This is a genomic window from Burkholderia sp. HAN2018 (assembly GCF_024704855.1).
In the GTDB taxonomy this organism is placed as follows: domain Bacteria; phylum Pseudomonadota; class Gammaproteobacteria; order Burkholderiales; family Burkholderiaceae; genus Burkholderia; species Burkholderia cepacia.
The window spans coordinates 1-12,953 of sequence record NZ_QOBB01000199.1; the positions used below are offsets into that span (position 1 = coordinate 1).

Here is a 12,953-nt window from a genome sequence, read left to right on the forward strand (position 1 = left end):
GCGGCGGTCGCGCCGGCGCGCACCGCGACGTCGACCGCGTGCGCGTCGAGGTCGAACACCGTCAGCGCGTGGCCGGCTTTCAGCAGGTTGGCGGCCATGGGGCCGCCCATGTTGCCGAGTCCGATGAATGCAATTTCCATGTATGGGTCTCCGTGTCGACCGGACTTGGCGCTTTAGCGCTTAGTCCGGTCCCATGCTTCGCGGTCGACCGGACCTGGCGCTTCAGCGCTCAGTCCGGTCCCATGCTTCGCACTCAGCGCAGCGCGATCGTCGTGTTCACGCCGCCGGCCGTCGCGTCGTCGTCGAACCAGCGCGCGGTGACCGTCTTCGTCTGCGTGTAGAACTGCACGACCTGCTTGCCGTACGGGCCGAGATCGCCGAGCTTCGAGCCGCGCGAACCCGTGAAGCTGAAGTAGGGCACCGGCACCGGAATCGGGATGTTGATGCCGACCTGGCCGATGTCGATCTCGCTCTGGAACTTGCGTGCCGCCGCACCGCTCTGCGTGAACAGCCCCACGCCGTTGCCCATCGGGTTGCGGTTGACGAGCGCGATCGCGTCGTCGAGCGTGTCGGCCTCGAGCACGACCACCACCGGCCCGAAGATTTCTTCCGTATAGATCGACATGTCGGTCGTCACACCCGAGAAGATCGTCGGGCCGACGAAGTTGCCCTGCTCGTAACCGGGCACCTTCACGTTGCGGCCGTCGAGTTCGAGCTTCGCGCCGGCCTTCACGCCTTCGTCGATCAGCGCGGTGATGCGCGCATGCGCGGCCTTCGACACGACCGGCCCGACATCGGTACCCGGTTCGTGGCCCGCGTTCACCTTCAGCGCCTTCGCTTTCTCGACGAGCTCGGGCAGCCAGTCGCGCGCCGTGCCGACCAGCACGACGACCGACGTCGCCATGCAGCGCTGGCCGGCCGCGCCGAAGCCCGCGCCGACGAGCGCGTTGATCGTCTGCTCGCGGTGCGCGTCGGGCAGCACGACCGCGTGGTTCTTCGCGCCCATCATCGACTGCACGCGCTTGCCGTGCTGGCTGCCGAGGTTGTACACGTGCGTGCCGACGCGCGTCGAGCCGACGAACGAGATCGCCTTGATGTCCGGGTGCGTGCAGAGGCGGTCGACCACCGTCTTGCCGCCGTGCACGACGTTCAGCACGCCCTGCGGCACGCCGGCCTCGATCGCGAGCTCGACGAGCTGCATCGTCGATAGAGGATCCTGCTCCGACGGCTTCAGCACGAACGTGTTGCCGCAGACGATCGCCATCGGGAACATCCACAGCGGGATCATCCCGGGGAAGTTGAACGGCGTGATGCCCGCGCACACGCCGATCGGCTGGCGCAGCGTGTAGGTATCGACGCCGCCCGCCACGTTCTCCGCGAATTCGCCTTGCTGCAGCGTGCCGATCGAGCACGCGTGCTCGACGACTTCGAGGCCGCGGAAGATGTCGCCCTGCGCATCGGGCAGCGTCTTGCCCTGCTCGGCCGTCAGCGTGTGCGCGATCCGTTCGAGATTGCGGCGCACGAGATCCTGGAACTTCAGCATGATGCGCAGGCGCGCGCCGATCGGCGTCGTCTTCCACGTCTGGAACGCGCGCTGCGCGGACGCGATCGCGGTGTCGACCTCGTCGAGCGTCGCATACGGCACGCGGCCGATCACTTCCTGCGTCGCGGGGTTGACGATGTCGCCCCATTCGGCGCTTTGCGATTCGACGAATGCGCCGTCGATCAGCAGCTTGGCGGTGGGCAGGGCGAGGGTGGTCTGGGGAACTGCGGCGTTCATGGAACTCTCCGGGAAACGGGGTGATGACAAACAAGGCGGCCCGTATCCGCCGCCGCGCATGCGCGCACGGCGGACGGCAGGACGAACTGAAATCGATCGGATGCCGGCGGCGTGCTCACGCGCGCGCCGGCCGCATCAACGCGGTACACACGAGCGCGAACACGCCGAAGCCGACGAGGTAAGCGATCACGTAATGCGGCTGGCCGCCGCCGGCCTTGAGCAGCGACGTCGCGATCATCGGCGCGAAGCCGCCGCCGATCACGCCGGCCAGCTGCACCGACAGCGAGATGCCGCTGTAGCGGATCTCCGCCGGGAACTGCTGCGCGAACAGCAGCGATTCCGGCGCATAGAGAATCGGGAACACGACGCCGAGGCCGAGCACGATCGCCCACCATGCAGTCGACGTCTGCTGCGTGCCGAGCATCATGAAGAACGGCGCGGCGAACGCGCACATCAGCACGAGGCCGATCGCGAACATCCGGCGCTGGCCGATGCGGTCGCTGAGATGGCCGCACAGCGGCATCGTGACGAGCGACAGCGCGGCGCCGGCCGTGATCGCGTGCAGCATCTCGGCCTTCGGCAGATGCAGCTGCTGCGTCGCGTAGGCGAGCGCGAACGTGACGACCATGTAGAACCAGGTGTTCTCGGCGGCGCGTGCGCCGACGATCGTCAGCACCTCGCGCGGATGGCGGCGCAGCGCGGCCGTCACCGGCGACTTCTCGGCCTTGCCCTGGCGCTGCATCTTCTCGAAGTCGGGCGATTCGGGCACCTTCGCGCGGATGAACCAGCCGAGGCCGACGAGCGCGATGCTCGCGAGGAACGGCACACGCCAGCCCCACGACAGCATGTCGGCTTCCGGCAGCGCGGCCACCGCGGCCATCGCGACCGACGACAGGATCAGGCCGAGCCCGACGCCCGTCTGCGGCAGGCTGCCGAACAGCCCCTTGCGGCCCTTCGGCGCGTGTTCGACGGCCATCAGCACCGCGCCGCCCCATTCGCCGCCGACCGCCATCCCTTGCAGGAACCGCATCCCGATCAGCAGCGCGGCGGCCCAGTAGCCGATGCTGTCGTACGACGGGATCAGCCCGATGATCATGCTCGGCACGCCCATCAGCAGCAGCGTGATCATCAGCATCGACTTGCGGCCGATGCGGTCGCCGAAGTGGCCGAACACGATGCCGCCCATCGGCCGCCCGATGAAGCCGACCGCGAACGTGCCGAACGCGGCGAGCGTGCCGACGACGGGGTCCAGCGACGGGAAGAAGATGCGGTTGAACACGAGCGCGGCGGCCGTGCCGTAGAGGAAGAAGTCGTACCACTCGATCGTGGTGCCGGCCATGCTGGCCCAGCCGGCCAGCAGGTGGTGTTTCGCGGTGCGCTCGGGCGCAGGTGCCGCGACTGTCGCATGCTCATCGAGGGTGGATCGCGTCTGCATGGTGTCTCCGTGGTGGTGCCGCGGCTCGTAGTCCGCAGGTCACGGTCGAGTATAGTTATGCGCAGATTCATCATGTACCGATAAAGAAACCGGTTGGATGTGCATTTATGCATATCGACGGCCGGCCCGGAGACTCCAGCCCCTTTTTCCCTCGCCGATGCGACATGCCACCGAGCCGGTTTCCGGCAACCTGAACTGGGACGACCTGCGTTTTTTCCTCGAAGTCGCGCGCACGCAGCGGGCGAGCGGCGCCGCGAAGCGGCTGGGGGTCGACTACACGACCGTCGCGCGGCGCATCCGCGCGCTCGAGGCCGCGATGGGCACGCTGCTGTTCGACAAGTCGCGCTCCGGCGGCTTCACGCTGACGGCCGAAGGCCAGCGGCTCGTCGCGTATGCGGATGCGATGGAGACGACCGTGCAGTCCGCGTGCGACCAGGTCGCGAATACGGGCGAGGCGCTGTCGGGCCATGTGCGGATCGGGTCGACCGAGGGGTTCGGGTGCTTTTTCCTCGCGCCGCAGCTCGCGCAGTTTCGCGCCGAGCATCCGCACGTGACGGTCGACCTGCTGCCGGTGCCGCATTTCGTCAACCTGCCCAAGCGCGAGGCGGATCTTGCGATCACGCTCGAGCGGCCCGAGCGCGGGCCTTACGTGGTCACGAAGCTGTGCGATTACCAGTTGCGGCTCTATGCGACGCGCGACTATCTCGCGAACCATCCACCGATCACCTGTACCGACGATCTCGCGGAGCACGCGTTCATCAGCTATGTCGACGATCTCGCGTTCAGCAACGAACTGCTGTACCTGGACCGGGCGGTGCCGGGCGCGACGGCCGGGCTGCGCACGACGAGCGTGATCGCGCAGTATTTCGCGGCGCTGCAGGGCGGCGGGCTCGCGATCCTGCCGTGCTTCATGGCGGCCACGCAGCCGGCGCTGGTGCCCGTGCTGCCGGACGACGTGGTCGTCACGCGGTGCTTCTGGCTGACGTGCCGCGAGGATCTGCGCAAGCTGCGGCGCGTGACCGCGCTGTGGGATTACCTGCGCGCGGCGGCGGACGCGAATCGCGCGCTGCTGTCGGGCGAATCGGGGACGCTGAGATTCGTCGGCGAGCCGGCCTGACGGAATGGCGGGCGGGGTGGTGACGAACGAGTTGATCTGAATTGAAAAAATGGCCGACGAAGATCCGGCCGGTTATCGGGGGAAATGCAGATGGCGTTGACGCAGGCGGGCAAGGTGTTCGTGGTTTGTGTGGCGGTATTCGGCGTGGCCGCGTACTGGCTCGCGTCGCGCATGGTGCGCCGCCAGACCGGCGGCGCGCGCGGAGCGGGCGGCGCGGTCGCCTTCTGGTGGCTCGTGTGCTTTTGCCTGGTGTCGCTGTGTTTCCCGTTCGCGTACTGGATCGGCGACGAACTCTACGCACTGGCGGTGTCGCCGAAATACGAGGCGACCGTCGTGTCCTACCAGTCCGAGTGGGACACCTGCGAGCGACGCGACAGCAGCGGGCGCACCGAACGATATCGGTGCATCAAGTACACGTCGATCCTGGAAGCCGTGATGCCGGATGGCGAGCGGGTCGTGCTGCCGGGCAACATCCGATCCGGCGGCGTGCCGGAGATCGGCGAGAAGATCGATGTCGTGTTGCCGGCCGGGGCTACCCAGTTGCATGAACGCAGCGTGCGCAGTGTCGGCCTGCTGGCCGGCGGCGCGCTGATGGTCGCGATCATCGGGTATTTCGTCTACCTGATCGCGGCGTACGGTGCGGGGAAGAACATCGACGGTGCGGCCCGATTCGGCGTGGCCGTGGTGATGAACGCGCTCGTGCCGCTCGGTGCGCTGCTGATGGAAATCGCGTTCCTGAGCGTGCCGTACCGCTACTGGGTGCGGGGGAATCCCGAACAGTGGCCGGTGTGGGTGCTGGCGCTTGGCCTGCTGTTCGCGCTGGCGCTGCTGCCGTTGCTGCTCATCTACGCGCGAACCGCGTGGCGTGCGGTCGTGAAGTGACGAATGCGGCGGGGCGGTTGTGTCATCATGCCCGCACCGGCAACCGCCAGGAGACGGTCGTGGAAATTCATTCGCAGTGGACGTTCGATTGCCGGCCCGAGCATGTCTGGCCGCATTTCCTCCATGCCCGGATGGACGACACGCGGCCGTTGCTGTTCCGCCTCGGCGTGCCGAAGCCGGTCAGCTGCCGCGTACTCGAAGGCGTGCCGGCCGTCGGCAACACGCGGCAGTGCACGACCGATCGCGGCACCATCGACCAGCGGATCCTCGTGCTCGACGAGCATCGCCGGCTGCGTTACCGGATGGTGGCGTCGACGGTGTGGTGTCGCGACTGGGTCGGCCTGCTGGAGGACGAATTCACGCTGACACCGGTGGAAGGCAGCAGGACGCGCGTCGAACGGCGCACCGTGTTCAGCGCGCGTGGCCTCTTCAGGCCGGTTCGGCAGATCGGGTTGTGGCTCGCGTTGCGGCAGGCGCACCGGTATGCGGCCCGCAACTGGCGGCGTCTCGCGATGGCGGCGCAGGGGCGGGCGGGTGCGATGGAAGCGGTGCGCTAGGGCTTGGGCGCGGGCGCGTAATAGATTTGCCCGATATCCACGCTCGCACCGCCGAACCCCGAATTCAACCCGGGCAGCCTAGCCGGTCTGCGAGTTCGTGCAGGTCCCTGACGTCGAAGTCCCACGTATCGCTGGCCTTCAGGTCGGTCGTCTGGCCGGGCCCGTGTTCGGTCGGCCGCAGCACGAACGCGGTCGACAGCCCCTGCCGGCGTGCGGCCGCGAGATCGCCGTTGTGCGCGGCGACCAGGCACAGCTCGGCCGGCTCGATACCGAGAATCTCGACGGTATCGCTGTACACCTGCGGCGACGGCTTGTACGCGCGCACGACTTCCGCGCCGAGGATCGCATCCCACGGCAGCCCCGCGCGTTTCGCGACGTCGACCATCAGCCGGATGTTGCCGTTCGACAGCGGCGCGATGATGTAGCGTCGCTTCAGCCGCTGCAGCGCCGCGACGGCGTCGGGCCACGGGTCGAGACTGTGCCACGCGAGGTTGAGTGCGTCGATGTCGGCGTCGGGCACGTCGACGATTCCGTAGCGGTCGAGCGTGCGCACGAGGTTCTCGCGATGCAGGACGTCGAGCCGCACGTAGCGGCGGCGCCCGCTGCGGATTTCTTCCATCGACGGCGAATATTCGGCCCGCCACGTATCGGCGAATTCGAACGGGTCGAGTGCGGGTGCGTGGCGATCGAGGAACGCGGCGGCGCCGCGTGCGACGCCGCTTCTCCAGTCGACGATCGTTCCGAATACATCGAAAACGAGCGCCTTGATTTCGGCAGGGTTCGTCATGGTGATCCTGTGAAGGTCAATCGATGAGGGTACACATCGCCGTGCCGCGCGCGATGCGCGGCGCCGGAGCCATCGACATTGAATCACGGATACGAAAACGCGGCCTGCCGGCCGCGATGCAGTCCGGCCGCGCCGGAACGGAGAAGCAGGGCAACGGCGCGCGCCGACGGCCGGACACGCCGGCCGCCGCGCGTGCCGTGCCGGTCAGCTCTTGTCGTACGAGAACTGGATGCCCGCGGTGCCGCCGGTTTCGATGAACAGGTCGATGAACGCCGGCACGGTGGCGCTGCGCGCCCAGTCGCGCTGCAGTTCGCAGAACAGCTGCGCGACGCTGATCATCTGGCCGCCGGCCTGTTCGATGCGGCGCAGCGCGGCTTCGTGCGCGGCGACCGACGTGCCGCCGACCGCATCGACGACCACGTACACCTCATAACCGGCCTTCAGCGCGTCGAGCGCCGGGAACGTCAGGCACGCTTCGGTCCACAGCGCGGTCATGATCAGTTTCTTGCGGCCGGTCGCTTCGACGGCCTTGCGGAATTCGACGTCCTCCCACGAGTTGATGCTGGTGCGGTCGTAGGTCGGATAACCTTCGAGCGCCGCGCGCAGCTGCGGGATCGGCGGCTTGTTCAGGCCCGTCTTCACGTTCACGGTCGAGTGGACGATCGGCAGGTTGTACGCGACGGCCGCCTTCGACGCGCCGACGATGTTGTTGATCAGCAGCTGGCGATCCATCGACGCGATGGAGTTCACCTGGACCGGCTGGTAATCGATGACGATGAACGCCGCGTTCTGCGGGGTGAGCAGGTGGTCGTTCGCGGGGTCGCGAACCGGTTCGCTTGCCATGGTTGTCTCCAGTGACGGTGCGGGAAGTGAGGGGGTAAATCCAGGTCCAGTGAACCGTCGGGTCCGGCGAAGGAGCCGGTCGAGAAAATTCCCGGCTGCCGCGACACGCTCGATCCACGCTGAAACAGGATGCTAGGCGTGCAACAACCGGCGTTCCAGTCCCTTAAAATGCCGTCAGTGTTCTATGGGTGGAACAATCATGGATGACCTGAACGACCTCTACTATTTCGTGAAGGTGGTCGAACACGGCGGGTTCACGCAGGCCGGGCGCGCGCTGGACGTGCCGAAATCGACACTGAGCCGGCGCATCGCCGCGCTGGAAGCGAAGTACGACGTGCGGCTGCTGCAGCGTACGACGCGTCATTTCACCGTCACGGAAACCGGACGCGAATTCCATGAGCGCTGCCTCGCGGTGCTGGTCGAGGCCGACGCCGCGCGCGAGGTGATCGAGCGCCGGCACGCGGAGCCGCGCGGCGTCGTCCGCGTCAGTTGCCCGACCGCGCTGCTCGAATATCGCGTGAGCGAACTGGTCGCGCGTTTCATGGCGATTCATCCGCAGGTGCAGGTGCATCTCGAGGCGACGAACCGCCGCGTCGACCTGCTGAGCGAAGGGTTCGACCTCGCGCTGCGGGTGCGCTTCCCGCCGCTGGAGGACAGCGATCTCGTGATGCGCGTGCTCGCCGACAGCCCGCAGCGGCTGGTGGCCGCGCCGCACTGGCTGGACGGGCGCGCGCCGCTGTCGGACCCGGCCGCGCTGGCCGGCGCGCCGAGTCTCGACTGGGGGCCGGCGCGGCATCACGTGTGGCAGCTGGTCGGGCCGAACGGCGAGCACGCGCAGTTGCGCCATCATCCGCGCTTCGTCACGGACGACATGCACGCGTTGCGCGATGCGGCGATTCACGGCGTCGGCATCGTGCAACTGCCGTGCATGGTCGTCGAGGACGATCTGCGCGACGGCACGCTGGTCGACGTGCTGCCCGGCTGGGCGCCGAAGGGCGGCGTGGTGCACGCGGTGTTTCCGTCGCGGCGCGGGCTGCTGCCGCGCGTGCGGCTGCTGATCGATTTCCTGGCCGAACACATCCGGAAGGATTGACGCTCGCACAGGCGCCGCGCTGCAAGCCTGGCCGGCGCGTGTGCGGGCCCGATGCCCGATGCATCGGCGCCGGGCGCGGCGCCCGGAGCGTGGCGGTCACGGCCGCCACCAACGCATCGAAGGCGATCACGCGCACGGATCCCCGCGCGGACGATCGAACGCGAACGGAGCCGGGGCGCCGCCGCAAGCTGACGAATCGCTTTCGAACGCGGCCCGCATGGCGCACGGCCTTGCCCGGAGCGGTCGCGCCGCGCGCAGGTCTTCCGGCGGACCGACTGACGGCCGGACATGCCGCATCGACCGCGTGTAACCCCTGATGCGCATGGACGCCCGGGTTGCCACGGATTGGTGTTAAATGTATTTCGGCGCGCGTTGGCACCGCGTGCAATACGGGGCGCACCGGGCATCGGCGTATACCCGGAGCGAAAAACGGCACGAAGGATCGAAAACGAATCGGGCGCATCAGACCCGATCGGACAGACGGCAGGATTCATCTTGAATACCGAACCGCAAAGTTCTCGTTACAGTCTCGGGCTCGCGGCGGAAGTGCTCGCGTCCGAGCAAAGCGTGCTGAGGCTGATCACGCGCAACACACCGCTGCCGGAGCTGCTCGTCGAAGTCTGCCGGCGCGCCGAGGCTTTGCTCGGCGACGGCGCGTCGTGCACGATCCTGCTGCTCGATATCGACGGCGTGCACGTGCACGTCGGCGCTGCGCCGTCGCTGCCCCGACAGTACAGCGCGGCGATCGAAGGCGCGACGATCGGGCCGGTGGCCGGCTCGTGCGGCACGGCGATGTACCTGCGCCGGATGGTCGTCGTCGAAGACATCGAAACCGATCCCCTGTGGGCCGACTATCGTGCGGTTGCGCTGCCGCTGGGCCTGCGCGCGTGCTGGTCGGTACCGTTCCTCGACGACGCGGGCGCCGTGCTGGGCGCGTTCGCCGTCTATCACCGCATGCCGCGCCGGCCGAGCGACGAGGAAACCGAACTGCTGCGCGACATCGGCAACAGCGTCGGCCTCGCGGTGCACCAGGACCGGATCGCGCGACAGCTCGCGCGCAGCGAGGAACATCACCGGCTCGTGGTCAACAGCCTGAACGAAGGGATCCTCGTCGTGTCGCGCGATGGCGTCGTGGTCGCGAGCAACCCGAGTGCGAACCGGATGATGCGCGTGAAGGGCGACTTCGTCGGCCGCAGGCTGTCGACGGTGATCCTGCGCAAGCTGCGCGAGGACGGCACGCCGATCGCGCCCGACGACTGGCCGAGCCGGCGCGCGCTCGAAACGGCCACGCCGATGCTCGACTACACGGTCGGTTTCGGCCTGGCGGACGGCGACACCATCTGGGTGCGCGGCAACGCGGTGCCGATCGTGAGGCCGGGCGAAACGCAGGCCGACTCGGTGCTCGTTTCATTCAACGACATCGGCCCCGTGCGCGAAGCGCAGCAGCAGCTGCGCTACCTGGCGACCCGCGATGCGCTGACGGGCCTCTACAACCGCCGCTGGCTCGGCGACCGCATGCGCGAGCTGTTCGGCGGCCACGATGCGGCGGGCGGGCCCGCGCGCGTCGCGATCCTGTTCATCGATCTCGTCGGCTTCAAGAAGGTCAACGACACGGCCGGCCACGACGCGGGCGACGCGCTGCTGCGCAGCGTCGCGGCACGGCTCGCGGCGTGCGGAGGCGGGCAGCATGCGCTCACGCGCGTCGGCGGCGACGAGTTCGTGATCCTCGTCGACGACTGCGACGATCCCGACAAGCTCGCGGTGCTCGCGCGCGAGGTGATCGACGCGATCGCGAAGCCGTTCGCAATCGCGAACAACGAATACTGGCTCGGCGTGTCGATCGGGATCAGCGTCGCGCCGCGCGACGGCGACGATGCCGTCACGCTGATGCGCAACGCGGATTCGGCGATGTACGACGCGAAGCAGCGCGGCCGCAACCACTTCACGTTCTTCACCGCGCAGCTCAACCTGCGGCTGCAGCGCCGCTTCGCGATCGAGCAGTCGCTGCGGCGCGCGCTCGCGTCGGACATGCTGCGGCTCGCGTATCAGCCCGTCGTCGACGCGCGCAGCGGCCGCACCGTCGGCGCCGAGGCGCTGCTGCGCTGGACGAGCCCCGAGCTCGGGCCGATGTCGCCGGCGGAGTTCATTCCGGTCGCGGAAGATACGGGGCAGATCGTCGCGATCGGCCAGTGGGTGCTCGAAACCGCGTGCCGGCAGGCGGCCGAATGGCGCCGCACGATCGCGCCCGACCTGGTGCTGGCCGTCAACCTGTCGCCGCGGCAGTTCCACGAAGGCCTCGTCGAGTCGGTCGGTCGCTGCCTCGCGCAGACGCGGCTCGATCCGTCCGCGCTCGAGCTCGAGATTACAGAAGGACTGCTGATGAACGACACGGACACCGTGCTGCCGATGCTCGAGGCGCTCACGGACATGAACGTGCGCATCTCGGTCGACGATTTCGGCACGGGCTATTCGTCGCTCGCGTACCTGAAGCGCTTTCCGCTGCACAACCTGAAGGTCGACCGCTCGTTCGTGTCGGGCGTGCCCGATCATCACGATTCGGTGGCGATCACGCAGGCCGTCGTCGCGATGGCGCATTCGCTCGGGATGAAGGTCACGGCCGAAGGGGTCGAGACGCAGGCGCAGTCGTGGTTCCTGCAGCAGATCGGCTGCGACATGCAGCAGGGCTACTTGTTCAGCCGCCCGCTGGACCCGAGCGACTACGCGCGCCGGCTCGGCGCCGCGTGAGCGAGGCGCCGAGCCGGCGTTCGGCGTTCAGTCGGCGCGTGGCGCACCGAAGCCGCCGGGGACGGGCGGTGTCGGCGTCGCGTCGATCTCGACGCGGTTCTTGCCCTCGTGCTTCGCGCGATAGAGCGCGCGGTCGGCCGCTTCGATCAGCACGGTCGTCGGCAGGCCGGGCGTCGGCACGATGGTCGCGCCGCCGATGCTGATCGTCACGGTGTCCCCCGTCGACGAATGCGCATGCTGGAGCCGCAGCGCCTCGACCGCGAGGCGGATCTTTTCGCCGAGCAGCCGCGCGGCACCCGGCGACGTGGCCGGCATCACGACCGCGAATTCCTCGCCGCCGAAACGCGCGGCGAGATCCCCCGACTGGCCGAGACAGCGCTCGATGGTCGACGCGATCTGCTTGAGCACGCTGTCGCCCGACACGTGGCCGTACGTGTCGTTGTACAGCTTGAAATTGTCGACGTCGATCATCAGCAGCGACAGCTCGCTGCGCTCGCGCGTGCCGCGCCGCCATTCGGCGGCGAGGTATTCGTCGAGATAGCGCCGGTTCGACAGCCCGGTGAGGCCGTCCGAATGCGTGAGGCGCCGCAGCTCGAGATTGGCTTCGAGCAACTGCTGCTGCGATTGCCGCAGCGCGCGATAGGCCTCGTCGCGCTGCAGCAGGTTCATGTACGAGCGCGAGTGGTAGCGCACGCGCGCGACGAGCTCGATGCGGTCGGGCAGCTTCACGAGGTAGTCGTTCGCGCCGGCCGCGAAGGCGGCGCTCTTGATCACGGGCTCTTCCTGCGTCGACAGCACGATGATCGGCACGTCGCGCGTCGCCGGATTCGTCCGGTACGCCTTCACGAGGCTCAGACCGTCGGTGCCGGGCATCACGAGATCCTGCAGGATCACGGTCGGCCGCGTCTCGATCGCGGTGGCCATCGCGTCGTCCGAACGCGGGCAATAGTGGAAATCGATGCCTTCCTCGTCGACGAGCGCGCGCCGTACGGCTTCCGCGACGATCGTCTGGTCGTCGACCAGCAGCACCATCGCCGGCACGTCGGCGGGCGGCACGTAGGGGCCGCCTGGCGGGTGAGTCGGGTCAATGGTCATGGTCGATGCGGGTTGTTGCGAGGGCAGGCATGGGTGTTGCAAGTGTTCATCGGGCTCAGATCCGTGCGAGCGCCGCCAGCTCGCCCGCGATGCGTCCGAGCGGCAGGATCGCGCGCGCCGCGCCGAGCGTCGCGGCCGCCTTCGGCATGCCGTAGACGGCGCTCGTCGCCTCGTCCTGCGCGATCGTATGGTAGCCCTTCATCCGCAGCGCCTTCAGGCCGATCGCGCCGTCGCGGCCCATCCCCGTGAGCAGCACGCCGATCACGCGGCCGGGCCAGTGCTCGGTCAGGCTGTTGAAGAACACGTCGACCGACGGGCGATACGGCGTGGCGGCCGGCTCGCGCGTGTATTCGAGCGTGCCGGCGCGCGTGATGCGCAGGTGGTCGTCGGTTGCGGCGAGCAGCGCGACGCCCGGCTGCGGGCGGTCGCCTTCGCGCGCGACGCGCACGGCGAGCGACGTCTGGCCGTCGAGCCATTGCGCCATGCCTTCGGCGAACGCGCGGTCGACGTGCTGCACGATCACGATCGGTGCGTTGAAATCGGCCGGCAGGCCGCCGAGGACCGACGCGAGCGCGCCGGGGCCGCCGGCCGATGCGCCGATCGCGATCAGCGGTCCGCC

12 protein-coding genes are annotated in these 12,953 nt (G+C 68.4%); 5 read left to right on the top strand and 7 right to left on the bottom strand.

The genetic code is table 11. The annotated features are described in order from the left end of the window. The 3 genes from DPV74_RS32365 to DPV74_RS32375 form a co-directional block, all read right to left on the bottom strand. The coding region (locus tag DPV74_RS32365) for an NAD(P)-binding domain-containing protein (protein WP_162923195.1) at positions 1-140 on the bottom strand (140 nt) is incomplete at its 3' end. 113 nt (positions 141-253) lie between these two features. After that, entirely contained in the window at positions 254-1,780 is a 1,527-nt protein-coding gene (locus DPV74_RS32370; protein ID WP_119338664.1) for a CoA-acylating methylmalonate-semialdehyde dehydrogenase, read from the bottom strand. Positions 1,781-1,895: 115 nt separating this feature from the next. Then, positions 1,896-3,215: an MFS transporter gene (locus DPV74_RS32375; protein WP_027791229.1), complete on the bottom strand. Its 1,320-nt coding sequence runs from the start codon at positions 3,213-3,215 to the stop codon at positions 1,896-1,898. A 157-nt stretch (positions 3,216-3,372) separates the two neighbouring features. On the opposite strand from DPV74_RS32375, the gene DPV74_RS32380 reads away from it, so the two are divergent. From DPV74_RS32380 to DPV74_RS32390, 3 genes are all read left to right on the top strand, one after another. Continuing rightward, the gene (locus tag DPV74_RS32380) at positions 3,373-4,332 is read left to right on the top strand and encodes a LysR family transcriptional regulator (RefSeq protein ID WP_027791230.1); all 960 of its coding nucleotides are present in this window, start codon (positions 3,373-3,375) and stop codon (positions 4,330-4,332) included. A gap of 90 nt (positions 4,333-4,422) precedes the next feature. Then, entirely contained in the window at positions 4,423-5,214 is a 792-nt protein-coding gene (locus tag DPV74_RS32385) for a hypothetical protein (protein ID WP_060314598.1), read from the top strand. Positions 5,215-5,273: 59 nt separating this feature from the next. After that, positions 5,274-5,771: a hypothetical protein gene (locus tag DPV74_RS32390; protein ID WP_119338667.1), complete on the top strand. Its 498-nt coding sequence runs from the start codon at positions 5,274-5,276 to the stop codon at positions 5,769-5,771. A gap of 64 nt (positions 5,772-5,835) precedes the next feature. Here the strand turns inward: DPV74_RS32390 and DPV74_RS32395 are convergent, their stop codons facing one another. Both DPV74_RS32395 and DPV74_RS32400 read right to left on the bottom strand, forming a co-directional pair. Then, positions 5,836-6,558, bottom strand: a complete 723-nt coding sequence (locus tag DPV74_RS32395; protein WP_119338665.1) for a haloacid dehalogenase type II — start codon at positions 6,556-6,558, stop codon at positions 5,836-5,838. Between the two features lie 204 nt (positions 6,559-6,762). Next, on the bottom strand, positions 6,763-7,401 hold the full coding sequence (locus DPV74_RS32400) for a hydrolase (RefSeq protein ID WP_060357626.1): 639 nt from the start codon (positions 7,399-7,401) through the stop codon (positions 6,763-6,765). A gap of 199 nt (positions 7,402-7,600) precedes the next feature. Between DPV74_RS32400 and DPV74_RS32405 the strand changes: the two genes are divergently transcribed. After that, positions 7,601-8,494, top strand: a complete 894-nt coding sequence (locus DPV74_RS32405; RefSeq protein ID WP_027791236.1) for a LysR substrate-binding domain-containing protein — start codon at positions 7,601-7,603, stop codon at positions 8,492-8,494. A gap of 495 nt (positions 8,495-8,989) precedes the next feature. Continuing rightward, positions 8,990-11,239 (top strand): bifunctional diguanylate cyclase/phosphodiesterase, encoded by a 2,250-nt coding sequence (locus DPV74_RS32410; RefSeq protein WP_119338666.1) that lies wholly within the window; start codon positions 8,990-8,992, stop codon positions 11,237-11,239. 27 nt (positions 11,240-11,266) lie between these two features. On the opposite strand, the gene DPV74_RS32415 is transcribed toward DPV74_RS32410, so the two are convergent. Beyond that, positions 11,267-12,334: a PleD family two-component system response regulator gene (locus DPV74_RS32415; RefSeq protein ID WP_059694254.1), complete on the bottom strand. Its 1,068-nt coding sequence runs from the start codon at positions 12,332-12,334 to the stop codon at positions 11,267-11,269. Positions 12,335-12,389: 55 nt separating this feature from the next. After that, positions 12,390-12,953 (bottom strand): chemotaxis protein CheB (locus DPV74_RS32420; protein ID WP_276140716.1); only part of this gene is annotated, 564 nt, incomplete at its 5' end.

Excerpts from the sequence above, each read along its gene's own strand:
- DPV74_RS32370 (WP_119338664.1), bottom strand. The coding sequence starts at position 1,780 with ATGAACGCCGCAGTTCCCCAGACCACCCTCGCCCTGCCCACCGCCAAG.
- DPV74_RS32375 (WP_027791229.1), bottom strand. The coding sequence starts at position 3,215 with ATGCAGACGCGATCCACCCTCGATGAGCATGCGACAGTCGCGGCACCT.
- DPV74_RS32380 (WP_027791230.1), top strand. The coding sequence starts at position 3,373 with ATGCGACATGCCACCGAGCCGGTTTCCGGCAACCTGAACTGGGACGAC.
- DPV74_RS32385 (WP_060314598.1), top strand. The coding sequence starts at position 4,423 with ATGGCGTTGACGCAGGCGGGCAAGGTGTTCGTGGTTTGTGTGGCGGTA.
- DPV74_RS32395 (WP_119338665.1), bottom strand. The coding sequence starts at position 6,558 with ATGACGAACCCTGCCGAAATCAAGGCGCTCGTTTTCGATGTATTCGGA.
- DPV74_RS32400 (WP_060357626.1), bottom strand. The coding sequence starts at position 7,401 with ATGGCAAGCGAACCGGTTCGCGACCCCGCGAACGACCACCTGCTCACC.
- DPV74_RS32405 (WP_027791236.1), top strand. The coding sequence starts at position 7,601 with ATGGATGACCTGAACGACCTCTACTATTTCGTGAAGGTGGTCGAACAC.
- DPV74_RS32415 (WP_059694254.1), bottom strand. The coding sequence starts at position 12,334 with ATGACCATTGACCCGACTCACCCGCCAGGCGGCCCCTACGTGCCGCCC.